Origin of the sequence: Marinimicrobium hydrolyticum, from assembly GCF_030848505.1 — a bacterium.
Taxonomy (GTDB): domain Bacteria; phylum Pseudomonadota; class Gammaproteobacteria; order Pseudomonadales; family Cellvibrionaceae; genus JAVDDU01.
Genome location: NZ_JAVDDU010000005.1, coordinates 96,424 through 121,936 on the forward strand (window position 1 = coordinate 96,424; position 25,513 = coordinate 121,936).

Here is a 25,513-nt window from a genome sequence, read left to right on the forward strand (position 1 = left end):
ATCACATTACACATTCATTTTTATTGGATGGGTCCAGTCTCTTTTGCTACCTTTTATTCTATGTATTGTATGAAACTTCAGTCATCGGGTGCAGGCGACCGGTGCGGCAATCGTTCTTCATGTCTGTCACACATCGAAAATCGTAGCTCGGAGGGCTTAGGCTCCTCCCGGTGGGTGAGGGGAATGTTTGCCCTGGCTGCCATCGCCCTGATCTGGGTAGCGTTGGCCTTGCCCGCTGCGGCGGGTAATGACTTGGTAGAACTGCCTCGTTTCCCGTCCATCAGTCCCGATGGTTCGGAAGTCGTCTTCTCCTGGGGTGGTGACTTGTGGCGGGTGTCTGCCCAGGGTGGCCAAGCGACGCGACTGACGCGGCACAATTTGGACGATATGCACTCCACCTGGAGTCCAGACGGCCAGTGGATCACCTTTACCTCCATGCGTGATGGCTACATGAACTTGTGGCGCCTCCATCGCAGCGGCTCCAGTGTCTCCCAGCTGACCTACAGCGACCGTTTCATTCGCCACCCGGCTTATGGCCTGGACGAGAATGGCCGTATGGGCATCGTCTTTTCCGGCGCGCTGGAAGCGGACGTGTTTCGCGAACAGCGCCCTTACGCCATTAGCCAGGAAGGCGGCGAGCCCCGGCGCGTACACGACGCGTTTGGTTCCGAGCCAAAAGTCTCCCCGGACGGCCGCCGCGTGGTGTTTACCCGCGGTGGTTACTATCACGACTGGGGCCGGCGCCACTACCGCGGCCCTGACGCCATGAATGTGTGGCTGTATGACCGCCAAGCGAAGAGCTTCGAAGCCCTGACCGAATGGGAAGGGGACGATGGCAGTGCCCAGTGGCAGGACGACCAAACCCTCATCTTCATGTCCGACCGCGAGCTGGACACCATTAACCTCTACCGCCTCAATGTCGATTCCGACGAGCGCGTAGCCGAGCGTCTTACCCACTTTGACGGCCGGGATATTCAGCATTTCGACGTATCTCATGACGGCCGCACCGCCGTGGTGCATGTGTGGGACACCCTATATACCCTGGATCTGACCGATCCCAACGCTGAGCCGGTGGCCCTGACCATCCGCGCCAGCGAAGATGGCCGTGACGACTACACTTTGCGCCGCATTGACCGGGATGTGACCGAAGCCGCGCTCAGCCCTGACGGCAAGGTTATGGCCTACATTGCCTATGGGCGCGTGTACGTGCGCCACCTGGATGATCACAGCCCCACCCGAGCCGTCACCCCCGACAGCCATGCCCGTCACCAACACCTGAGCTGGTCTCCGGATGGCTTGCGCCTGTTCTTTACCAATGACTCCGACGGCACTGATTCCATCTATCAGGCCCGAGTGGCGCTGACGCGGGATGAAATTCGCAGCGGCACCGAGGGGCGGCCCGCCGCTCGGCGTGTGGAAGTGGAAGTCAGTGCCGTTGCTTCAGCGACGACTGAACTGCCACTGATTGAGCTTAGCGACCCGGATGAGCCGACCCTGGTGCCCGGCGGGCGAGGCGGCGAACCTGAAGATCCCTTTGGCCCCGTAGACCCGGGCTTGCCCCACGGCCCCGTGGAGCCCGAACCAGAGCCGGAACCCGCGCCTTTCGACCCGGGTGTCACCCTGGATCTGCCCGTGGAGCCGGAAACCATCCCCGAGGAAGATTTGGACACCGAGCCCGCTGAAGACCGGCCCGCCGACAAAGACCCTAGCCGGTGGCACGATGCCGTACGCTTCACGGTAGAGCCGGTCGTCCGAACGCACCACAATGACCGCAACGCTTTAGTATCGCCAGACGGCCAGACACTGGCATTCCGCCGGGGCCTGGGTAACTTGGTACTGAAGGATTTACGCACCGGTAAAGAAAAAACCCTGGTGGAGGGCTGGGACACCGGCATCCATTGGCGCTGGTCTCCGGATAGCCAGTACATTGCCTATTCCCAAAACGACATGAACTTTAGCGCCAATATTTTCATTGTGCCCGCTGATGGTTCCCGTGATGCCGTGAATGTAACTCGTCACCCGCGCAACGACATCAACCCCCGTTGGTCGGCGGACGGGCGCATACTCACGTTCATATCCAATCGCTCTGCAGATAGCTACGACATCTATCGGATCTATCTGGACCACGAGATCGAGAACTACACCCCACGCGAGCTGACCACTTACTATAGAGACGCACGCAATGACGCCGGGAAAATCCGACCTCTGCCGGTAGCAGCGGCTAGGCTCAAACGTGGTCGCAGCAGTTCTGAGTCCGTTATCGATGGCCTGGATCTGGAAAATGCCTGGCGGCGCGTGCAGCGCGTCACCTCAGCGCCCACGCACCAGTTTGGCAATGAAATGACGCCGGGCGGGGATCGCTACGTATTCAACTCCAGCGGTGAAGGTTTGATGGTGATGAACTGGAACGGTGAAAACCGCCAGCGCCTTGGGCCCACCGTGAACATGCAGCACCTGGACATTCGGGGTGAGCGGATCGTCTACGTAGCCGGCGGCCGGGTAGGCGTGGCGAACTTGTCTGGCGGCAGCCACCGCCGCCCGGACATCACGGATCGCATTCGCATCGACCTGCGTCAGGAATCCCTGCAAAAATTCAATGAAGCGGCGCGAATGATCGGCGAGAGCTTTTACCTATCCGACATGAAAGGTTTGGATTGGCCAGCGGTGGTGAAGGATTATGAATCTCTGATTCGCCGCGCCCGCACCGCCAGTGAATTCAGCGACATCTCCAACCGCCTTATGGGTGAGCTGGCCGCATCCCATATGGGCGTGACTAACCCGGGGCCCGCCTCGGCGTTGCGTGAGCCCTCGGGCCGCCTGGGTATTGATTATGAGCATGTGTACCTCAATGGCGATCGAGCCGCCTACCGAGTGACCGCGGTGCTACCGGGCGGGCCGGCCACGCGTGGTCCGATTCGGCTGGAAGTGGGTGATCTCATCACCGAAATCGATATGCAGCCTTTTACCCGGACTGACACTCTGTTGCATCGGCTGAGAGGCCGCACCGGTCAGGAAGTCATTGTCACCTTTGAACGGGAGCATCGCGGCCGCAATATGGAAAACCACGCGCTGCTGATGCCCATTGATTACAGCGCTTTGGTACGCCTGAAGTACGACGACTTCCGTGAGCAAAGCCGCCGACGAGTGGAAGAGCTCTCCGGTGGGCGACTGGGCTACCTGCACATCCAAGCCATGAACCAGGCATCTCTGGAAGAATTCCAAGGCGACCTCTACGCGGCCGCCATGGGTAAAGAGGGCTTGATCATCGACGTGCGCAATAACGGTGGCGGTCACACCACGGACCGTATTCTTACTTCCATTACCGCACCGGAGCACGCCTACACCGTACCCGCAGGGGCCGATCCGTCCAGGACTGGTCACTACCCGCAAGATCGGTTGGATGCGCCGCGCTACACCATGGCCATCAATATGCTGAGTAATGAGAAGAGCTACTCCAACGCGGAAATACTCGCCCACGCCTTTAAATCCGTAGGGCGCGGCACACTCATTGGTCAACAGACTTATGGTGGTGTGATTTCCACGGGTAGTCACACACTACTGGACGGAGCCACCGTACGCCGTCCTTTCCGTGGCTGGTACATGCCCGACGGCACGGACATGGAACACAACGGCGCCATGCCGGACATCGTCATCCAGCAAACGCCGGAAGATGAAGTCTCCGACCGTGACCGTCAACTGGAAGCCGCCGTAAGAGATATGCTTAAGCGCATCGACGGACAACAATAAAGTGTATTGAAACCCATTAACAACCCGGTTGAAGCTTACGGCCTCAACCGGGCTTTTTTTGCGCAGTCGTTTTCTTCCACATTTTGTCGCGAAAGAATTCAAAAAAAATATTCAAGGCGTAACGCATCACACGTTTACAATTTCTAACGTTTTTTTCGACGCGTTCTCTAAGCCTTCCGCTGTATACTAAAGCCCCCTAAAAGTAATCACCGCTGAACGCCGACTGCGTTCTTTTGGAGAAGGTGCGAGGAAAGGATGATGACGACACCCGACGGTATCAGCTTGTCTGAACTGGCCAAGTTTGTGGATGCAGAAGTGACAGGAGAGGGGCAGGGTTTGATCCGAAAAGTCGCCCCGCTGAACAAAGCCACGACCGACAGCATCAGCTTTTTTTCCGATCCCCGTTATCGAAACGACTTGGCTAACACCAAAGCCGGAGCCGTTATTCTAAAAGCCGAGCACGCGGAAAATTGCCCGGTACCCGCTCTGGTGGTGGACAACCCCTATTACGCCTACGCCAAAATCGCCGATCGCCTGCATCCGCGCCACTGGGCCGAGCCGGGCATTCATCCAACGGCCGTCGTCTCGGAACAGGCCGTGCTGGGACAAAACGTCAGCATCGGAGCACATGCGGTGGTTGAAGCTGGCGCGCGCATTGGTGAAAACTCTGAAATAGGTGCGGGCGGTTTTATTGGCGCTGGGGCCCAAGTCGGGCCTCAGTGCTGGTTTGGCAACGGCGTGACCATCGAGCGGGAATGCATCGTGGGCGCCCGAGCCGTGTTACACCCCGGCGTGGTCATTGGTGCGGACGGTTTTGGATTTGCACCCGGCCCGGAAGGTTGGCGTAAAGTCCCGCAAATTGGTCGCGTGCTTGTGGGCGACGATGTGGAAATCGGCGCGAACACCACCATTGACCGGGGTACTCAGGAAGACACCGTGATTGAAAACGGCGTGAAGCTGGACAACCTGGTGCACATCGGTCACAACACGCGTATTTGTGAAGGCACCATCATCGCCGGTTGTACCGTCGTCGCGGGCAGTACCACCATTGGCAAAAACTGCACCATTGGCGGGGCCGCCGTGATTACCGGACACATTGAAATTGCCGACAACACCACCCTGATGGGTATGTCGGCGGTAACGGGGAACATTCGCGAGGCGGGGGTCTACTCATCGCCACTGCCGGTGCAACCTGTGCAACAGTGGCGCCGGAACGCGGCACGTTTTCCCAAGTTGGATGATATGTTTCGCCGCATGAAAATGCTCGAGCGTGAGATTCAGGACTTAAAAGATGGGCAGAATCAAGGCGCATCCGCCGAGCCGGTTCACCGCGGTGATGGGCGAGCTATTTCCACTGATAGCGCACGCCCACACCGATAAAGTTGGAGCCGCCACGCACACCGTCAAACAGACCAAACACGCCCGAGCGATGGTGAATACGCGCAAACGCGCTCCAGCGTTCGGCTTCAGGTAGGGTAACTTCTACTTCGAGTAATAAGTAATGCAGCAGCCGCGTCGAGTCTTCCCGCTCGGGTTCACTGCGCGGCTCAATGTACGGCACCTCCAACGCATAGGACAAACCACCGCCGTAGGCCACCCGCGTATCCAGAATGTGGTCCCACGGAAAATGCATCCAGCGCGCCACCACCAGAGCGTTCGTTTCCCAGTGGTCCTGCATCCCGTAATGCCGCACCAGTTGCCCTTCCAGTTCCCAGCGAATAAGTCGGCCCTCCGCGTAGGCGTAATTCACCGCGACGGCGTTCAAATAGGTACTGCGCAATTCTGGAATCGACGTCTGCAATATGTCCAACAACCGATCGGGTGAATTCTTTGCCCAATAAGCGGACAAGTACCACTCGCCATCGGCCACCGCGGGGGAGCCAGTACCCAAACCAAGGGCAAATAATACACACACGCCAAGTCGCCTACTGATCCAGGATCGTTTGGGTTCCGTACGTGCATCCAACAACTCAAACCTCCCTTTTGCATCCACCTCCATTACTCGTCATCCCCGCGCACGCGGGGATCCGCGTTTTACCGTCTGTCATGGATTCCCGCTTTCGCGGGAATGACGATGGTATGGTGACACGAATCCTTATCCCCGCTCTCAATCGTCATCCCAGCGCTCATTCGTCATCCCCGCGCACGCGGGGATCCATATCAGCGATTTCTCCGTCCTTCGTTTTTCTTGCCTGCGGGAATGACGTGGAGCCCCGAAACGACAGCATTAACTGTTGTCGACAACAGGCGTACGCGGAAGTTGAACTATGGCGGGAAGGGCTGGCTTTACAGCAACCACTCAATGGGAAGAATGCCCATCAAGAAAATGCCCCGGCGGCGCCAGAAGCCGGCATAGGGTTCGGTGTAAGAATGGTGGGCTTCGTCGTCTACAAACTTAACCCAGTACATACGGCCGTCTTTTTTTAATCGGACTTCATGGGCGTTGGCCCGAACGCTGGTGTCAAAAGCGGTACTGATTTGTCGTGCCAACGTAGGACTTTCAATGACCAGCCCGACCTCCGTGTTCAAATTCTCCGAGCGCGGATCAAAATTAAACGAGCCGATGTACACGCGCTTGTCGTCCACTGAAAACACTTTGGCGTGCAAGGCGGAGCTGGGTGCGGCAAAGGGTACGTAATCGTCGTCCGGCGTCACGGCGGGTATCAGGCTGCGCAGCTCGTACAGTTTTACGCCGGCTTCCAACAACTGCCGCCGTCGCCGCGCATAACCGGCATGAACGGGCGGCACGGGTGTGGCGTCGGACGAGTTGGTGAGAATCCGCACATCCACACCGCGCCGGGCCATATCACTGAACACCTTGGCACTGGCGGCAGTGGGTACGAAGTAGGGCGAAACCAAGGTTACGCTGCCTTGAGGCTCGCCCTTGATGTCTTCCAACTGATGGATCAGCAGCGCTTCTTTATCGGCTAACCCCAAAGCCTTGGCCGGGTCGTCACTGAGAATACGCGTTTTTGCCCACTCAAAGGGCAGTTGACCATAGAGCAGATCACCAATCAGTGCCGATTGTCCCACCTTGCTCATGTACTTCGCTGCCCCCGCTTCCTGTTCGATAAGAAACGAGCCGGAGGCAAAACGATTCTCCCGGTCCGGTGGTATTGGTCGTAGTACTTGCTCGGCCACGTGGGCGGATTCGCTGCTCCAGTAGCGGTCAAAATCCCGGGAGATTTCCTCCACGATGGGGCCGATAGTCAGCACGTCCAAATCTGAATAGAGCACACCCGCCGCGCCAAAGTAAGCGTCGCCAACATTACGGCCACCAACAATCGCCACTTGGTTATCCGCCGTGAAGGATTTATTGTGCATACGCCGGTTCAGGCGGGGGAAGTCCGTCAAGAGCCCGAACCATTTGGCCCGACGCATGGGGAAGGGGTTAAAAAGCCGAACCTCAAGGTTCGGATGCGCATTCAAAGCTGCCAGCTCGGCTTCCAGCCCGCGTGTGCCCACGTCATCCAATAACAGGCGTACCCGCACGCCCCGTTCCGCTGCGGCGTGTAGTGCTTCTAGTAACAGGGTGCCGGTAAGGTCATTGTTCCAATGGTAGTACTGAACATCCAGCGTTCGCTCGGCCAAGTGCGCCAATAGCCCGCGCGCCGCAAAGGCATCAATAGGGCGCTGTAAAGGGTGAATACCGCTGGTATTCGGGTGGGCATCCACCAAGGGAGAGACCACGCGCCCCAGGTGCGTGTCCCGCGCCAGGTCACTATCCAGCGCGAACGATTCTGGCCGCTCGTCCAAAGCGGGCAGGGCGCATCCCAGCAAACCGCTGCATAGACACATCAGCGCACTCAGAAACCTAAAACGCCGCATCGCGCTCTTCGCTGTTAGTAGCCACATATCTCCGCGTCAATACACCGCACTTAACGGTCAGATCTGGGTAAATATGGCACAAAAGCCTTTAAGGGCGCAAAGTTTCCATGGTCAGATGATCCTGGGCCCTAGGCGTTTTAGGTATTACCTATCGTCTGTTCCGCGCCTTCCCAAGGTACTGATACATCCCAGGAATACCGCACCCAGCAAGGATGCAAGTCCAACCACTAGCGTCAACACAAGGTCCAAACCGTTAAAATACCCATTCGCCCCAACAGTACCCAGTGTGGCGCCAAAAGCAGCCAATAGTATTGTTTTCCAATTCATCCTAACTTTCTCATTCAGGCAGTTAAGTCTCAGGAGTGTATGATTTTCCGCTTAAAAACCATGGCCAGGGCGATGGCGGCACCAGGGAAGGTTATCGCCCAAAGGGCTGCTATGTAGATTAGTTGGTTGAAGTAGATTTGGAACAGCAAAAAGGGCAGCAATAGCCCGGTCGCCAGCAAAAACCACCGGGCAGTACGGGTGTTGTCCAAACCTGCCAGTCCAAGCGCAGCAGACAAAGCCGCCAAACTCATGAAGCTGTATCCGAGCAAATCCACTGAGTACAAAAACGAGTCAAATGGAGTAAAGAGAAGAAGTTCGATATCGTCCGTCCTGCCTTGCAGCATGCGCGGCACCACAAAACTAAGTTGTACGTAGTACACGATACCGATCAGTGCCGCGTAAACTGCTGAAAACGCGATCCCAGCTAATCCCCAGACCCGGCGGCTTTCAGGGATCAAGCAGTGAACCGCTACGATCAAAACGATAAAGCTGGGTGCGAGAAGTAACGACGGTGTAAGTAAAAGTATCACGCCCAACGGCGTGCTCGCGCTTTCTGGGCCTCCCGCTGAACCTAAAAGGCCAAGCCACTCCGCCAGCTGAAGCACGATGTACAAAAGACTGAAGGCGGCGCAAAGAATGGCTGACCAATAACCCGCCTTCCAGTTAGCGTTGGATTCGGTTTTATTCATGATGCCCCCGCAACGAAAAGAATCACCGTATGGTGCTCGCTAGCGACCACGTCTTTTACTCCATTCAATTGAATCTTTATATCACGGCAGAGCCGTAACTTCACGAGCTGGAAGGCTGGCGTGTGGGATTTTAGCGAAGCAGGGTTAAAGGGGCAGATGAGGGACTGGTGCACAGAATAACTGTGCACCAGTTTAGAGGGGGTTGATCAACTTAATGAACGGTAAACCCACATTGTTCCAGGGTGACCCACTGGTTTCCTTGGTAGCAGCCAGCGCCTGTATAGGTTAAATCGCTGGTTTGGCTGCCGCCGTTGTCGTTGAACACGATATTTAGGCTGTCTAACTGTGTCTGCGGGTCGAAACATACATAATCACCCACCTGACTCATAGGCACGCCCGGCCAGCCAACACTGTCAAGACTGCCCGACGGTGCAGGGTTCCAGTAATAGATGTGCGGATTACTGAAATTTGCGGCGTTGTCGTAGCAGATATTCGACGCCGCGATTGTGGTTCCGCCAGAGAGTTTTGTGGCGGTAATGGCTTTGCTGTCATCGTTAAACGTGATCAGGTAATCGCCCGGGCCGTCTTCAATCGGGAAATCCTGAGTGGGGTAGGCTTCTTCCCAATTTTGCTCCCGTGAAATTTTGAACCTCGGGTTGTCGCTGCCAAAGGTTTGCACCGTCTCCCACAGGCCGCTGTCCGTATTGGCCGTCAAGGGCGTGGTGCCCCAGCCATTGGGCGTACCACGGAAATAGGCGTTGTCCCAAAGGAAGCCCGGATTGGTAGAGCCGCCTTCAACCATGGCGCCTTGATGGATCGCCAAAGCAGTCATACCCGGTACACTCACATTCAGCTGACCGTTGTTATCAACATACACCGTCTCGCCCGTGCACTCACCGTTACTGAAATCGCCATCAATCACATTGCAGTACTCGCCCTCGGGCATGCTGGTGCCAAACGTACGGGTCAAGTTGCCGCCTTCACGGTTGATCACCACAAAGCCTTGGTTGCCACGACCGAACGCAATTTGATTGTTTCCATTATCCCACCAGTTGGTTACCTGAGTGGCACCAGCAGTTTGTTGGCGAAACTCCACCATGTTGGCAATGGGGCGCCACCGATGCTCACACTGCCAATCGGAACCGAAGCAGTTCACACCCTGGCCACCGTGCACTGAAGAACTCGGAGGGCCGACCTCGGTATCGGTAAAGGCATAGCTGGACATCACTTTCGGGTAACCGTAGGGCCAAGCGAGCATGTACACATTCGCCAAGTCATAAAGCTGGCCGTCCTTATAGGTGAGAACGTTCTCGCCACCCGCACCATGGCCGCGTTGATTGTCATGGTTATCAGTGAACACCACGGCCGAACCACTGCCCATAAAGCCCCAGTTCTCGCCAAAGCTTTGCAGGTTTCTCAATTGGCCGTGATTAAACTGGTTCCCCAGCTCCCCGCTGTACTTAAACTCGGTGACATCACCCACCCACAAATACTCGCCAGCGCTTACGGCTTCGCCACCCAAATCAATGACTTCCTGGAAGATGTACGGATTGCCATTCAAGCGACTGATCACAGCGTGAATGTCCTCGGGCGTCATGTGCTTGGAGGCATCAATGCGAAACCCTTTTACACCTATACTGATTAAATCGTTCAGGTAGGCCGCCATGGTTGAGCGAACATACTCCGAACCGGTGGCCAAATCTGGCAAGCCCACGAGCCGGCAGTTTCTTACTGCCCAGGCGTTGGTGCCATAATCTTCGGGAGTAATTTCGCACTCGTTATGGAAATCCCAGCTGGAAAACTCTGGGTAACTGGTACCCGCCGAATAGGAGCTGCCGTTGGTGCCGACACCGCTACCAGCGGCCATGTGGTTGATCACCGCGTCCGCGTAGATGTCAACGCCCACGGCGTCGCAGCGGTTCACCATATCAATAAACTCGGCACGTGTACCGCTACGGCTATTATCGATATTCAAGCTAACCGGCTGATAGCGGGTCCACCACGTATCCCCTTGAATATGCTCTTGCGGTGGCGATACCTGCACCGCCGCAAAGCCCTTGGGCCCAAGGTGTTGTTCACACTCCGTGGCGATATCCGTCCAACGCCACTCGAACAGATGCACGAAAGTGCTTCCTGAATGGGCCTGCGCGTTCACACTGATCAAAAGAAGAAATAAAAGACTTCCGAGCCACCGAAAGAATGGCGTAACGGAATTACTTGTGATTGTATTCATAGAGTCACCCATGTGATGTCTGCGTGTTTGAGGTTATGCGCCCTGTGGGCACCGTTGTTATTGGGACCTCCTCCTCAGCATCCGTACAACATGGGAAATCGGAAGCTGGAAACACCGCAACGACTGATTATTGTTGTAGAGCGTCGCTGAACCCCCATTGGAGTACTACGCTGGTTGAGTCGCAAGATGAATACGTATGCACGAAGTGGTCAAACGCGGTGAATACGTATGCAAGCCAACCAGCCCTAAAATCTGAGTACTGGTTGGTTGACAAGCACGTTTTGTAACATCGACTGATGGTTCGCGGTAGGGCATGCTATTCTGGCCGTTAAGCCATGGTGTGTTCGGACAGGGTAGTCGGCCACTGAACTAAGTCACGTTGTAACGCAACAACACTGAGCCGGTCGGAAACTGCGTTGTGCCTATGAGGTCTAGTTCTGCTCGCTTTTTTAATCCACGATACGCTTGGGGCCCTTCAGTACCGATAAAAGGTTGAGTCAGGATATGAATTTCATTAATTAGCCCTTCATTCAGCAAACTAGTGGCGAGCCTGGGGCTGCCAAAAATTACGACGGTACCCGCCAACTTCGTTAGCTCATTTTTAAGTGGTTCAAGGTCAGGTCCGCGTACATGATTTGTGTTATTCCAGGTTAATTCAATCGGCCTGCTGGAGATCACAAGCTTGGGCACCGTATTGAGCGCATTGGCTAGGGCTGCTGTCATCTCGGGCAAATCACTTCTGGTTGCAGCGTTGGGCCAAAACTCCATAAACAGATCGAACGTGTTCCGACCTAAAACTAAAGCATCAGCGGATCGCGCCAAATCAATGGCGTATTGATGGTGGGCGTCATCGATGATGCTATCCAGGTGGTGACATAAGCCGCTCGCGGTAGTGTTTATCGAATGAATCACGTGTGCCATTATCCAGCTCCCGTTAAATTAAAGGTCAGTTTCTAATGTGGTCGATTGACTCGCTCCGTTTTCGACACATGACAACTCTCCGGTGGATGAACAGGTACACCTGACTCACCCGCGGCGTGTCAGTCCTCTGCTCAGCCACTAATGTCATTGGCTTTTGATCCGCGGGCTCGTCTATGATGGGCACTAGCGTTCATGTGGAGCAGTGCCATGACGACAAAACCCGACATCCTTTACATCTCCCACGGTGGTGGGCCTCTGCCACTGCTGGGCGACCCGGACCACCAAGAGCTGGTTGCGCACTTAACCGCCATCGCCGGGCGCCTACGGCGACCCTCGGCCATTGTGGTAATCAGCGCCCATTGGGAAGCATCCGTGCCAACGGTCACCAGTGGGGAGCAGCCATCACTGATTTATGACTATAACGGCTTTCCGCCCGAGTCCTACGAAATTCAGTACCCATGCCCGGGTTCTCCAGTACTGGCTGACCGTGTGTATCACGCCTTAACCCAAGCGGGATTGGAAGCGGCACAAGATCCCAAGCGCGGGTTTGACCACGGGTTGTTTGTGCCCCTCAAGTTGATGTATCCGGAGGCGGATATTCCCTGCGTTCAATTATCGCTGGTCAAGTCGTTGGACCCTGATGCTCATCTAGCGATGGGAAAGGCGCTGCAAGCGCTGGATTGGGACAACCTTCTGGTGATTGGCTCGGGCTTTTCCTTTCACAATATGAGCGCCTTCTTCGCGCCTGTTACACCGGAAACCGAAGCGCGCAACCACGCGTTTGAAACATGGCTAACGCACACCTGCACCGCGCCCGAACTGAGCGAGCCCGAGCGCGCCGAACGCCTGCGGCAATGGGCCAGCGCCCCCGAGGCCCGTTACTGCCACCCACGCGAAGAACACCTGCTGCCACTGCATGTGTGTTACGGGTTGGCCGAACGGCCCGCTGATTGGCATGAGTCTGTGCGGGTACTAGGCAAAAAAGCGGGTATGTTTTATTGGCAGGCTGGCGCCAATTAGCGACGCTTAAAACTCAAGCGTATAGCGCCCGCAACCAAAAGCAAAACCAAAAAAGCGCCGAATAAAAGAGCGTAAGTTGGGCGGTCAGCTTCTTGATGATAAGGGGTAGGACTCGCCTCGGGCACGTTGCTCGCAGGCATTTCGCCATTAAGACTTGTCATACGGGCTACACGATTCGGTGCACTCGAATTCTGATGCTCGGTAGCGATGGAGCTCACAGTTTCCTGGCGTACTGGCTGCTCTCCATCGTCCCTAGTGTCTAGCTGGGGCAGGGGGTCCGTAGAGCGGGCACTGTCCTGCGCTGTTTCACTATCCGCGCTTGATGCCCCCATTTCCTCGATCGCTTCGTGTATGGACCGTTTTTCCTGTTCCGCCGTTACGGGTTGGCTTCGATCCATGTTCTCGAACTTACGTTCAATATCAGCCGTAGATACGGAAGAAATGCCTCGCTCGAGCCGCGACTCGAGAATCTGAACGATAGAGTTCCAATGCTCATCACTAATAAAGGCGATCTCCTTACCATCATTGATCCACCCAGGGCCGAGGTACAACCGCTTGAAGCGGTCACTCGCCAACAGATCCACCACATACACAGGATCTTCCGGAATCGGTATAACCATTTCCACCGCCTCCGCCATATAGGGCATGATCAGCTCGTAGAATTGACGCCCGCTCGCGCGCATCATCATCGGGTCCGACGACAATGGTTTCGTCAGCCCCGAGGACTGGGTCCCGTCAGTGGTGTATACCAGTATGCGGAGAACGCTGGTGTAGTCGAAATAGTCTTGGCTGGCGGCCGTACGGTTTTCCTCTTCGGCCCAAGTGGCGATTGATATTGCACATAGGAGCGAAAAAAGAACAATTTTGATTGTTCGCACCAAGAAGTTTTCTTCTCGAGTCTGGAGGAGAGCTGTAAAAATATGCTGAGAATTTCGTGGAATAGAGTACGATAAAGCTTCCATTCTAATCTCCTAAGTCAATACTCTTTTCTTGCCCATCTTACTTGTTTATCGAATCTTGGAATTCACCCCAAATGCTAGGATACTCTGGGTTGTGAATGGTTTCGCCAGGCTCCAATTCTCTAATGGATTTTACTTCGAGCCCTAATCCGTCCTCAGTCTTAAAAAAACGGCCGCTAACTTCAACGGGTAGGCCGTCAAGAATCTCTGTTTCTATCATACGGTTGAGTGGCAGGTTGTAGTGGTCAAGTAAAATTGGCCACTACAGGTTAGATGTGCTCATTGTGCAAGCTCTTAAATGCACCCACCCATGTAGCAGTTCTGGGGTTAGTAATGCCACACTCTATTTGAGCCTCGCCTAGACGAACTAGCGCATACTCGATTTCTTTCCGTTGCTTGACTGAGCTAGAAATACCAGCCTGATCTGCGATAGAGCCGGCACCACCCCAAAGTTCGTTCGAAACGAGGAAGGCACTAAGTCCATCTTCCGATTTAGTGGAATCCTCAGCCAGATCAGCTGTGTAGGCTTCCCCCGCCGCTCTGAGCGCTTGCACGAGTACTCTGACTTGCATCCTCACCTCGACCTCCATCATCTAAACATTTTGTACACCGGCAAATAATGAGCGCGAGTGAAATATTTTTTCGAAGCCCGAGATGGGCTGGGTTCTGGCGCTTGTTGCATGGCTAGTCAGGTCGGCATAATACAGCCACTCTAACTACTTTGCCCTCTAGTACATTGACGTAATAGGGGCACCACCTCTTTTCAAAAGTGTGGGAATAGCGATGCGCAATATATGACGGTGCTCTTTCAAGAGAGTCAGTAGAAAATTCTTCACCTACACAAACATCAATTCCTATACATACACCATCCTTGTCAGACGCGCCACCGACTAGTGTCCCATCACTAAATGCGTAAATCTCAAACCGATCGTACCGGTGAACATAGTCGAACCAATCGAATGCTTCCTTCGACTCCAACGGCGCCCCTAAGACTTCGATGATTTCTGATAGATCTGAATTGACGCTTAAGCCATTGATATAAGAGTCACTCTCAGAAAACACAGAGTTTGAAATCAATATGAATACGATCAGAACTATTAGGCGCACTTTTCTGCCTTGTAATAATTAAATCTACGAAATCAGGCGATATATCCTAGGGACCACCCAACGCCTGCCCGTCTGTTTTGGCGAAGTAAATCTTTATATCACGGCATAGGCGCAGTTTCACTCATCTGGGGCGGTAGCCCCTTCTGGTCATGGGCGGCTGGTTACTTTTCTGCGGCCACTAAGGCATGTAACGGGGTATCAGAACCGGTTTGGTGTTTCGAACGTTCGTAACCCACTGATTTCCAAAGACCGGTGTAACCAAGCCCACCCATGAGTGGTCCAAAAGACTATAACCCAGCCACCCCCTCCAAGCTCCCCAAATACCCCTAAAACCACACAAAAACCGGCCCCTGGCCCCCGGTTTTTCTCTCTCCCCCCGCTTAATAAACCGCCAGTAACTTGCTAGAATGCCCACCTTTTATCCCAAGGCCACTCTCGACAGGGAAGGCCGCCCAGCACTGCCCTACAAAAACAACGGAGCTCCCAATGAAATTTGGTCACTTTGACGATGCTGCTCGTGAGTATGTAATTACCGATCCCAAGACCCCTTATCCCTGGATCAACTACCTGGGCAACGAGGATTTTTTCAGCCTGGTGTCCAATACCGCGGGTGGTTACACCTTCTATAAGGATGCCAAGTTCCGCCGTTTGACCCGCTACCGCTATAACAATGTGCCGGTGGACGATGGCGGTAAGTACTTCTACATCAATGACGGTGGCGACGTGTGGAGCCCCGGCTGGAAGCCCGTTAAAGCGGATCTGGACGAGTACAGCTGCCGTCACGGCCTGAGCTACACCCGCATTACCGGCGCCCGCAATGGCGTTGAGGCGGAAGCCCTCTACTTCATCCCCCTGGGTACCTGGGCCGAGGTTCAGAAGGTGAAGCTGAAGAACACCTCTGATCAGCCCAAGAGCCTGAAGCTGTTTTCCTACGCGGAGTGGTGTTTGTGGAACGCTGAAGACGACATGACCAACTTCCAGCGCAACTACTCCACCGGTGAGGTGGAAGTGGAAGGTTCGGCCATTTACCACAAAACCGAGTTCAAAGAGCGCCGTAACCACTACGCCTTTTACTCCGTAAACGCGCCGGTGCAGGGTTTTGATACCGATCGCGAATCCTTTGTGGGCCTGTACAACGGCTTTGACCGCCCAGACGCGGTGATGGAAGGCAAGCCGCGAAACACCATCGCGCACGGCTGGTCACCCATCGCTTCCCACTACCTGGAAGTGGATCTGGCGCCGGGCGAAGAGCGCGAGTTCATTTTTGTGCTGGGCTACATCGAAGTACCGCCGGAGCAGAAGTGGGAAAGCAAAGGCGTGATCAACAAAGACCCCGCCAAAGCCGTGATGGCCCGTTTTGATACCGCTGAGAAGGTTGAGGCGGAGCTGGCCAAGCTGAAAGATTACTGGGCCAACCTGCTGTCCACTTACCAACTCGACAGTGGTGACGAGCGCCTGGACCGGATGGTTAACATCTGGAACCAGTACCAGTGCATGGTGACCTTCAACATGAGCCGCAGTGCCTCCTTCTTTGAATCCGGCATTGGCCGGGGCATGGGCTTCCGCGACTCCAACCAGGATTTGATCGGCTTTGTGCACCAGGTGCCGGAGCGGGCCAAGCAGCGCATTCTGGATATCGCCGCCACCCAGTTTGAAGACGGTTCTGCCTACCACCAGTACCAGCCGCTGACCAAGCGCGGTAACAACGCCATTGGCGGTAACTTTAACGATGACCCCCTGTGGTTGATTCTCTCCACTACGGATTACATCAAGGAAACCGGCGATTTCTCCATCCTGGATGAGCAGGTGCCTTACGACAACGACGAGAGCAAGGCCACCAGTCACTTTGAGCACTTGAAGCGCTCCTTCTACCACACGGTCAACAACCTGGGCCCGCACAATCTGCCCTTGATTGGCCGCGCGGACTGGAATGACTGTTTGAACCTGAACTGCTTCTCTGAGGACCCGAACGAGTCCTTCCAAACCACGGGCAACAAGACCGGCAAAACCGCTGAGTCTTTGATGATTGCCGGTTTGTTTGTGCTGTACGGTAAAGAGTTCATCAAGCTGTGCCGGGAAATTGGCAACAACGATGAAGCCGACGCGGCTCAGAAGCACGTGGACAACATGATCGAAGCGGTCAAAGCCCACGGCTGGGACGGCGACTGGTACCTGCGCGCTTACGACTACTACGGCAACAAAGTGGGCAGCAAGGAGAACGAGGAAGGCAAGATCTTCATCGAATCCCAGGGCTTCTGCGGCATGGCCGGTATCGGTCAGGAAGAGGGCATGGTAGAAAAATCCATGAACTCGGTAAAAGAGTGGTTGGATTCACCTTACGGTATCGTGCTGCAGCAGCCAGCCTTTACCAAGTACTACATTGAGTACGGTGAAATCTCCACCTACCCAGCCGGTTACAAGGAAAACGCCGGTATCTTCTGCCACAACAACCCTTGGATCATGATCGCCGAGGCGCAGTTGGGCCGTGGTGACCAGGCGTTTGAATACTACCGCAAGATCTGCCCAGCGTACCTGGAAGAGATCAGTGACCTGCATCGGGTAGAGCCTTACGTATACGCGCAGATGATTGCCGGTAAGGACGCCTTTAAGCCAGGTGAAGCGAAAAACTCCTGGCTGACCGGTACCGCTGCCTGGAACTTCGCGGCCATTACTCAGTATATCCTGGGTGTTAAGCCGGACTACCAGGGCCTGTCCGTGAACCCGGCCATTCCCAGCGATTGGGACGGCTTTAAGGTTACCCGCAGCTTCCGTGGTGCACGCTACAACATTGAAGTGCGTAACCCGAATAAAGTCAGCCACGGCGTAGCCTCGGTAACCGTAAACGGTCAACCGGTGGAAGGTCATGTGCTGCCGGTTCTGGAAGCGGGTAAGACTCACGAAGTGGTCGTAACACTCGGCTAAACACCAGAGCGTTGCGGAAAAGCGCGGCACCACAGGGATGTGGGCCGCGCTTTTTTTTGTCTTTTTCTATCCTCCCGTTTTCCTTCGGCTCTGCCTCGCTTTTCCTGTTCTTTTGCGCTCTGCAGCCCTCTGATGCTTTCTGATTGCCCGTAGTGAGTACGCGTTGTAAAGATACTGTAAAGTTCGTGCACCACTGTGGCTCAATACCACGGGGTAGGTTACACTGTGAGAAAGATGAAATACGCGCCAATTATGGATGAGCCCCGTCTTGCATGGATACACTCAACCGAGGAGGCTTCCATGGTTAGCTTTACCCGCCAACTGGCACGCTGTGCTTGTCTGGTCCTTACCGCATTTGTTGCATCGCCGCTTTGGGCCCAACCTCAAGTGATTCACCTCAATCAACCGTTGGATGACAATGGGAAATACGCTTACGCCGCGTTAGAGCTGGCGCTGAGCGAAATTGACCACAATTATCAGATCGAAATACGAGCTGGCGAGCAAACCCAGGCGCGGACCATTGAAGAGGTGGCCAGCGGCGCCTTAAGTATTATGTGGGCGGCCACCAATCAGGAGATGGAGGATGCTCTGCGGCCGGTGCGTATTCCCCTGTACAAGGGGCTGTTGGGCCACCGCATTTTTATTATCCACAAAGACAGCCAGGCACGCTTTAACCGGGTTGAGACCTTTGAGGACTTAAAGCAGATCAGCTTTGGGCAGGGCACCACCTGGGCCGACACGGAAATCCTTCGTCACAACGGCCTTGAGGTGGTCACCGCCAACAAGTTCGACAGCTTGTTTTACATGGTGGATGGGGGCCGGTTTGATGCCTTCCCACGCGGGGTTCAAGAGCCCTGGTCAGAGGTGCCGGCGCGCTCGCACTTGGATCTGGCAGTAGAGCGCCGTGTGATGCTGGTGTACCGGATGCCGTTCTACTTATTTGTTAGTAAGGCGAATGAGCAACTGGCTCAGGATCTTGAGCGCGGGTTAAGCCTGGCAATTGCCAATGGTCGCTTTGATGAGTTGTTTTTTGGTAGCCCCATGGTGCAGAGCGTTTTGGAGCTGGCCAACTTGCAAGAGCGACTGACCTTTCAGCTGGAAAATCCAACCCTGCCGCCGGAAACGCCCGTTGATCGGGAAGAGTTATGGTTGGATCTGGATTCGCTGTAGTTGAAATGCAAAACGGGCGAACCGATCTACCGGTTCGCCCGCTCAAGTAAACCCACTCCCTTAATTCGCTAGGAACAGGGGCGCCCGCGCAAGGCGTCCGCTACACCCATGATGGCGGGTTTGGGCTCCAGATCTCCAGTAAACAGTAGCGGCCAGGGGTTGCCGGAACTAAAGTGGCTGAGGGCCGTCAGCCAAGTGTTGTCGTCGGATACGCCCCAGACAGTAAAGCCGCCGCGTTGTTCTTCGGGTACCACATCCATATAGGCCTCAACGATTTCACAGTAGCGCTGCTTTTGCCGGTCGGCCAGTTCCTGCGTGTACGGTTCGAAGGATTCACCGCCGTAGGGGTTATAGGCGGCGACATCCAGCTCGGTTATTTTTACCTTCAGTCCGCGTTCAACTACCTGTTCAAAAGCCTCGCGGATATTGCTAATGCTGGGCCAACCTATATAGATGTGCATCTGGAAGCCAATGCCGTCGATGGGCACGTCCCGCTCGAGAAAGTCATCCAGCATGCCCAGTACACCCGGCGTATCGTCCCCGCCTCTCAATTTCGCCCCATTGGGAACGAGGTTGAAGTCGTTGTAGTACAGGTCTGCGCTGGGTGCGCCGGCGCGGGCGCCTCTAAAGGCTGCTTCTATAAACTCAGGCCCTTCGGCATGGTAACCAAACACTGAGCCTTCTCCATTAGAGTTGCAGTTTTGGACTGGGTCACGATAGGCCCCATTGCCCTGAAACGCCTCGTTGACCACGTCCCAGCTAACAACTGTGCCGGCGTAGTTGGTCTCATAGTGGCTGGCAACGGTTTCGGCGTGCTCGTACACCCGATCTAAAAAGTCTTCTTTATCACCTTCGAAGTTTCTAGCCCAGGCCGGTACCTGATAGCAGGAGTGCCAAACCAGTGCATGGCCATGCATGGTCATATCATTCTCAGCAGCGTATTCCACGAGTCGGTCGGCATTATCGAACGTATAAACGTCCCAGTTGTTGTGCAGGTAACTCATTTTCATAATGTTACCGGCAGTCAACTGGTTAAAGTGCTTTTCAATTACGGGTCGTTCGGCTTGTGGGGGCATACCGTTTTGGCCGTCCACAGACACACCAATGGGGAAGCCTGCCAGCTCGTACAGGTGCTCAAAGTCCAGCTCGGCAGCCGGGACTGCCTCAGGTTCGGGGTCCTGATCCTGATTCGTGTCATCATCCGCCGGAGGCGTAGTAGTTGGCGGTGTAGGTGGGGGCGGCATGGGGTCGTTGCTGGAACTGCTACAGCCAGTTGTTGCCAGTAGAACAACCAGGGCAAGACTAATGAACTTGCCGGACAAGTTGAACATGGGGTGTCTCCTTATTGTTAATCAGACTACTAGGTTACGTTGGTTCCAGGTTATTTACAAACTCCCCGGCAGACCACCGAAGGCTTGCTGATTACGGAAACACCGAGATGCTAGGAAGCGTCCCAGAGGATTTCAGGCCCTACATCCGCTATGCGAGTGCTACCGGTTAGCGCCATGGCGACACGGATTTCGCGCTCGAACAAGGCAATGACTTCGCTCACGCCTCGCTCCCCACGGGCCGCCAGACCATACACCCAAGGCCGGCCAATCATGCCAGCATCCGCGCCCAATGCTAAAGCCCGCACCAGGTCCAGACCACTGCGAATGCCGCTGTCCATCAGCAAGGTCAATTCGCCTTTGACGGTGTCGGCAATGCGGGGCAGGGCGGAGATGGCGCTGGGGGCACCGTCCAACTGGCGCCCGCCGTGGTTGGACACCACCAGGCCGTCGGCGCCCAGGTTGGCGGCTTGGCGGGCGTCTTCCGGGTCGAGTATGCCCTTAATGACAAATTGCCCCGGCCATTCGGCCCGAATGGTGTCTATGTCTTGCCAAGTCACACTGGGGTCGAAGTTCTTGCCCATCCAGGTCCAGAATTCGTCCACTCCTGCGCGGTCGCCCAGCACCGGCGCTATGTTGCCCAAGTTGTGGGGACGCCCCATCAGGCCCACGTCCCAGGCCCAGCGTGGGCGGGTCAGCACCTGGCCGACTCGGCGCAATTTGCGGGCCACAGGGCTGCCCCCGGAAAGGCCGGAACGTATGTCCCGGTAGCGGGTCGCAGGGACGGGCATATCCACGGTGAATAAGAGTGTTTCCACTCCGGACTCCCGCGCGCGGGCGAGGATTTCCCGCAAAAACCCCCGGTCACGCATCATGTACAACTGGAACCAAAACGGAGCCTGAGTACCGGCCCGCACTTCGTCCAGCGCACAGGCGGAGACGGTGGATAAACAAAAAGGGACTCCGGCTTGTTCCGCCGCACGGGCGGCCTGAACTTCGCCGCGTCGGGCGTTTAGGCCGGCAATGCCCACCGGGGCCAGGATCAGCGGCAAGGACAGTTTTTGTCCGAACAAGGTGGTGCTGGTGTCCAGGTTCGAGAGGTCCCGCAATACACGCTGGCGCAGGCGGATGGTTTGCAGGTCGGCGGTATTGGCTCGCAGGGTGGCTTCGCCAAAGGCGCCGCCGTCGATGTATTCGAACAGGAACCGGGGCAGGCGCCTTTGTGCTAGCCTTCGGTAGTCCTCAATATTGGCGAGAATCATGATTGGGCCTTGGTTATGGTTGGCGTAAATGGCCAGCGGGTGCATATCTTTTATAGATAAATTACATTTTACATATAAATCAATGCTGTGGTATACAGTCGTTTGAGTTTAGGTCGATCAGGTTTGAAACGCCGGCTTCGGCCGTTTTGCTTGCACCTTCGGAGGTTAGATGAGCACCCATAATAAAAGCACGATGTTATTCCCTCTAATGTTGATCGTAAGCCTCTTTTTCCTCTGGGGTGTAGCCAACAACTTAAACGATATTCTTATCGGTCATTTCAGAAAGGCGTTTTCCCTCACCGACTTTGCCTCCGGCTTAGTGCAATCGGCTTTCTACATGGGGTATTTCTGCTTCGCCATTCCGGCGGCGCTTTATATGAAGCGCTTTGGTTACAAATCCGGGGTGATTCTGGGGCTGTTGCTCTACGGCGTCGGTGCGCTGTTGTTTTATCCGGCCGCGGAGATGCACGAATATCGCTTCTTCCTGTTTGCCCTGTTTGTGATCGCCAGCGGCCTGGCGTTTTTGGAGACGTCCGCCAACCCCTTGATTGTGGCTATGGGCAATCCGGATACCGCGGAGCGGCGGCTTAACTTGGCCCAGTCTTTTAACCCCTTGGGTGTGATTTCCGGGGTGGTGATTGGCAAACTGTTCATCCTCTCCGGCGTGGAGCCCACGGCCGCCGAACTGGCTGCTATGACCGCCACCGAGCTGGACGCCTTTTATACCTCCGAAGCGCGTGCCGTGCAGGGGCCCTACCTGGTGCTGGCGGGTGTGGTGATATTTTGGGCGGTGATGGTTTGGTTCACCAAATTTCCGCAAGTGGCTACCGAGTCCGCTGGCGTGGGTAAGGCCAAAGATTACCGCCAGTTGGTGCGCAACCGCTATTTTATGTTCGGTGTGATCACGCAGTTTTTCTACGTGGGTGCTCAGGTGTGCATCTGGAGCTATATGATTCGCTACGGTCAAATGGCCTTGCCCGGCACGGGTGAAAAAGCTCTGGCGGATTTTCTGATTTGGTCCCTGGTGGCCTTTATGATCGGGCGCTTTGTGGCCACGGCCCTGATGAGCAAATTCCGCCCGGCGGCCATTATGTTGTTGTTTGCTGGCATTAACGTAGTGCTGTGCGCGGTGGCTATGGCCTCGCCCAACCTGACTGGTATGCTGGCGCTGGCGGCTACCAGCTTCTTTATGTCGCTGATGTTCCCGACCATTTTTGCCTTGAGCCTGCGCGGCCTGGGCGAGCAGTCCAAGGCTGGTGCCTCGCTGCTGATCATGGCCATTGTCGGCGGCGCGGCCCTGACCGCTTTGATGGGGGGCGTATCCGACATTACCTCTATTAACGTGGCCGTGGTGGTGCCCCTGGTGTGCTTCCTGGTGATCGCTGCTTTTGCCAAAGCCAGTTTGAGCCGCTCCAAGTCAGTTGCCCGCGCCAATGAAGTGGCGGACGCTGCGCCGTCGGCAGCGGTGAGTTAATGAGCTTGCTCTGAATAGTCCGACTCCTGGCCGCCAGTGCGCTTGGGGTTAAGCTCATCCTCCACCCAGGTGCGCACCGTGCGCAGGTCCTGTCGGCGGATCAGCTGTTCGGTATGAATATTTTGTGGATAGACACGGGTGCCATCCTGGTGATGGAAATAAAACAGGCGCCGAGCGCCAACGGGAAATTTGGAGGGACCGTGAATCACTGCGGCTCTAATTTCCAGGCGTTCAAAGTCTTCAAGTAAGTAACCAGAGTGCTCTTCGGAGCTTTGGCGCCCGAGCACGATGTTGCGAAAGGAGCCGAGTACCAGATACCCGCCCGGCTGAAGTGGGCCCTGCCGGAGCACCTGCTGGATATCTTTTTGCGCCGGGTTTACGCGCTCGTACTCAGTGACCGTAAATGATTTGGGGGTTCCGTTGCGGGGGTAGGCAATGGCCTGAACACAAAGAACATGCACGGGTTGTTCGCCCATATTGACCAACAGGCACAGCGCATCGGGCATTTCATCCTGAGCGTGATGGATCACCAGATAGGGGCGATTGTTGCGTTTGTATTGTAGAAAAAACAGCTGAAAATAAACGACCCAAACAAGGGCCATAATGGCGCTACTGATGGGCGCAACGTATTCCATGGGCGCGTACTCCTTATTCTCGCGATAAGATCACAACGCTACCGCGTCCGAAGTCGAGGTTCAAATGGGTCGAGAGAACGTGCCTTCAGCCGCCGGAGGTCTATCGCATGACGGACATTATTGATGCCCACCAACATTGCTGGGAATTGAGCCGGCCCGAGTGCCAATGGCCGACGCCAGAGTTGGAGGCGATTTATCGCGATTTTGACGTAAGTGAGTTAGAGGCTCAGGCTCGTCCGTTGGGGGTGGTGGGTTCCGTGCTGGTGCAGTCCCAGCCCAGCGATGCGGACACGGATTACCTGTTGGCGGTGGCGGATCAGCACGAGTTTGTGCGCGGCGTTGTGGGGTGGGTGGATCTTAAGGCGCCCAATGCCGCCGAGCGCATTGAGCGATTGGCTCGTCATCCGAAGCTAAAGGGCCTGCGCCCAATGCTCCAGGCGCTGTCTGAGGACGATTGGATTGATGATCCGGCACTGGCACCCGCCGTCGATGCCATGATTGCCAACAACCTGAGCTTTGACGCCTTGGTATACACCCGTCACCTGCCGTTTCTTGGCCGTTTCGCGGCCCGCTTCCCCCGCTTGACCATTATTCTCGATCACGCCGCCAAGCCGCCTATTGCTGAAGGCACTTGGCAGCCATGGCGGGATGAGATAGCTGCGATTGCAGCAAGGCGTAATATTTACTGTAAACTCTCAGGATTGGTGACGGAGGCGGCGCCCGATCAAGGACTGACGGAATTGAAGCCCTGGGTTGAGGAGCTGTTAACGCTGTTTGGACCTTCACGTTTGTTGTGGGGGAGCGATTGGCCAGTGGTGAACCTGGAAGGCGGTTATCGCCGCTGGCTGCGTTTGACCGAGCCTTTGTTGGCTTCATTGTCGGAGCACGAACGTAGTGACATTATGCACGGCACGGCCCGACGGGTGTATCGGATAAAACCTTAAGAACAACCTTGTGTGAGAACAACCTATGGCCACAGGAAAAAATAAAACGGCAGCGACGGATACGAGCGACTCGGAAGAAAATGGCCGTAAATATCGGGCCCCTGCTTTGGAAAAGGGGTTGGACATTCTCGAGCTTCTGGCGTCCCAGGGCGGCTCGCTAACCACCTCGCAAATGGCGACCAGTTTGGGGCGTTCGGTGAGCGAGCTGTTCCGCATGGTGTTGGCTTTGGAATACCGGGGCTACATCGCTCCCGCCGAAGGGCGCGAAGGCTACGAGCTAACCAACAAATTGTTCGCTCTAGGTATGGCGCAAACGGCGAATCGTACCTTGTTGGACGCTGCGCTGCCGGTAATGAACGACCTTAGCCGCGCCATCGGTCAGTCCTGCCACTTGGTAGTGCCGACCGGCGATCAAGTGGTGGTGGTAGCCCGAATTGAAAGCCCTCGGGACTTGGGTTTTGCCGTACGGATTGGATACCGGCGTCCCATGGTGGACGCCGCGTCGGGCCTAATGCTGTTCGGTTATCAGCCGGAAACGGAGAAGGGCGTGTGGTTAGAGCGCTTGGCCTCCAGCAGCGAGCCCGAGCGCTTGGAGCGCTTTGTGGCCGAATCAAAAGCCGCCGTGGAGCAGGGTTACGTACGCACACCCAGTAAGTTCGTGGATGGCGTTACCGACCTGTGTGTGCCTGTGCTGGGTGCTCAGGGTGCCGTGGCGGCATTAATCGTACCTTTCATCATTTCCAAACCGCTACCGGCTACCGCCGAAGAAGTCATTGAAAAACTGCACGACGCCTCCGCGCGAATTGCCAGCCAGTTGAACGGCGAATAGCGCTATCCAACCTTCACCTCCGGGAGCTTTTGAGCTCCCTGGAGGGCTCTCCATCTTTTCTCATTCCACCATCACCAGCCCGCCGCTCTGCATTCGTCGGTGATCGGCGTACTATGGT

The 25,513-nt window shown here is 55.6% G+C and carries 17 protein-coding genes; 8 read left to right on the plus strand and 9 right to left on the minus strand.

Annotated features, from left to right (window positions below; genetic code table 11):
* Positions 1-183 precede the first annotated feature (183 nt).
* Positions 184-3,747 carry a S41 family peptidase gene (locus tag RBH33_RS10850; RefSeq protein WP_306732211.1) on the plus strand — a complete coding sequence of 1,188 codons (3,564 nt, stop codon included), beginning with the start codon at positions 184-186 and terminating at the stop codon, positions 3,745-3,747.
* Positions 3,748-4,005: 258 nt separating this feature from the next.
* Positions 4,006-5,127: a UDP-3-O-(3-hydroxymyristoyl)glucosamine N-acyltransferase gene (gene lpxD / locus RBH33_RS10855; protein ID WP_306732212.1), complete on the plus strand. Its 1,122-nt coding sequence runs from the start codon at positions 4,006-4,008 to the stop codon at positions 5,125-5,127.
* Here the strand turns inward: lpxD and RBH33_RS10860 are convergent.
* From RBH33_RS10860 to RBH33_RS10880, 5 genes are all read right to left on the minus strand, one after another.
* Positions 5,093-5,662 (minus strand): hypothetical protein, encoded by a 570-nt coding sequence (locus tag RBH33_RS10860; RefSeq protein WP_306732213.1) that lies wholly within the window; start codon positions 5,660-5,662, stop codon positions 5,093-5,095. The two genes, lpxD and RBH33_RS10860, sit on opposite strands and share 35 nt — an antisense overlap.
* Before the next feature lie 371 nt (positions 5,663-6,033).
* On the minus strand, positions 6,034-7,545 hold the full coding sequence (locus RBH33_RS10865; RefSeq protein WP_306732214.1) for a phospholipase D family protein: 1,512 nt from the start codon (positions 7,543-7,545) through the stop codon (positions 6,034-6,036).
* A 386-nt stretch (positions 7,546-7,931) separates the two neighbouring features.
* Complete coding sequence (locus RBH33_RS10870; RefSeq protein WP_306732215.1) at positions 7,932-8,591, minus strand: hypothetical protein; 660 nt, start codon at positions 8,589-8,591, stop codon at positions 7,932-7,934.
* Positions 8,592-8,802: 211 nt separating this feature from the next.
* A complete protein-coding gene (locus RBH33_RS10875) occupies positions 8,803-10,713 on the minus strand; it encodes an alpha amylase C-terminal domain-containing protein (protein ID WP_306732216.1) in 1,911 nt (636 codons plus the stop codon).
* A 480-nt stretch (positions 10,714-11,193) separates the two neighbouring features.
* Complete coding sequence (locus RBH33_RS10880; protein ID WP_306732217.1) at positions 11,194-11,745, minus strand: dihydrofolate reductase family protein; 552 nt, start codon at positions 11,743-11,745, stop codon at positions 11,194-11,196.
* A gap of 207 nt (positions 11,746-11,952) precedes the next feature.
* Here RBH33_RS10880 and RBH33_RS10885 point away from each other — a divergent pair, with 207 nt between their 5' ends.
* Positions 11,953-12,765, plus strand: a complete 813-nt coding sequence (locus RBH33_RS10885; protein WP_306732218.1) for a DODA-type extradiol aromatic ring-opening family dioxygenase — start codon at positions 11,953-11,955, stop codon at positions 12,763-12,765.
* Here RBH33_RS10885 and RBH33_RS10890 read toward each other — a convergent pair.
* Positions 12,762-13,643, minus strand: a complete 882-nt coding sequence (locus tag RBH33_RS10890; RefSeq protein WP_306732219.1) for a hypothetical protein — start codon at positions 13,641-13,643, stop codon at positions 12,762-12,764. The two genes, RBH33_RS10885 and RBH33_RS10890, sit on opposite strands and share 4 nt — an antisense overlap.
* A 1,674-nt stretch (positions 13,644-15,317) precedes the next feature.
* Here RBH33_RS10890 and RBH33_RS10895 point away from each other — a divergent pair.
* Together RBH33_RS10895 and RBH33_RS10900 are read left to right on the plus strand one after the other, a co-directional pair.
* A complete protein-coding gene (locus RBH33_RS10895) occupies positions 15,318-17,753 on the plus strand; it encodes a glycoside hydrolase family 94 protein (RefSeq protein ID WP_306732220.1) in 2,436 nt (811 codons plus the stop codon).
* Between the two features lie 300 nt (positions 17,754-18,053).
* Complete coding sequence (locus RBH33_RS10900) at positions 18,054-18,923, plus strand: diguanylate cyclase (protein ID WP_306732221.1); 870 nt, start codon at positions 18,054-18,056, stop codon at positions 18,921-18,923.
* A 68-nt stretch (positions 18,924-18,991) separates the two neighbouring features.
* Here RBH33_RS10900 and RBH33_RS10905 read toward each other — a convergent pair whose 3' ends face one another.
* Entirely contained in the window at positions 18,992-20,254 is a 1,263-nt protein-coding gene (locus RBH33_RS10905) for an endo-1,4-beta-xylanase (protein WP_306732222.1), read from the minus strand.
* A 110-nt stretch (positions 20,255-20,364) separates the two neighbouring features.
* Positions 20,365-21,558: an FMN-dependent L-lactate dehydrogenase LldD gene (lldD, locus tag RBH33_RS10910; protein WP_373568257.1), complete on the minus strand. Its 1,194-nt coding sequence runs from the start codon at positions 21,556-21,558 to the stop codon at positions 20,365-20,367.
* Positions 21,559-21,682: 124 nt separating this feature from the next.
* Between lldD and fucP the strand changes: the two genes are divergently transcribed.
* Positions 21,683-22,987 carry an L-fucose:H+ symporter permease gene (fucP, locus tag RBH33_RS10915; RefSeq protein ID WP_306732223.1) on the plus strand — a complete coding sequence of 435 codons (1,305 nt, stop codon included), beginning with the start codon at positions 21,683-21,685 and terminating at the stop codon, positions 22,985-22,987.
* On the opposite strand, the gene RBH33_RS10920 is transcribed toward fucP, so the two are convergent.
* Positions 22,984-23,622 carry a hypothetical protein gene (locus RBH33_RS10920; RefSeq protein WP_306732224.1) on the minus strand — a complete coding sequence of 213 codons (639 nt, stop codon included), beginning with the start codon at positions 23,620-23,622 and terminating at the stop codon, positions 22,984-22,986. The two genes, fucP and RBH33_RS10920, sit on opposite strands and share 4 nt — an antisense overlap.
* A 107-nt stretch (positions 23,623-23,729) precedes the next feature.
* Between RBH33_RS10920 and RBH33_RS10925 the strand changes: the two genes are divergently transcribed.
* Together RBH33_RS10925 and RBH33_RS10930 are read left to right on the plus strand one after the other, a co-directional pair.
* Positions 23,730-24,566, plus strand: coding sequence for an amidohydrolase family protein (locus RBH33_RS10925; RefSeq protein ID WP_306732225.1), 837 nt, complete (start codon positions 23,730-23,732; stop codon positions 24,564-24,566).
* Between the two features lie 25 nt (positions 24,567-24,591).
* Complete coding sequence (locus RBH33_RS10930; RefSeq protein ID WP_306732226.1) at positions 24,592-25,395, plus strand: IclR family transcriptional regulator; 804 nt, start codon at positions 24,592-24,594, stop codon at positions 25,393-25,395.
* Positions 25,396-25,513: the final 118 nt, after the last annotated feature.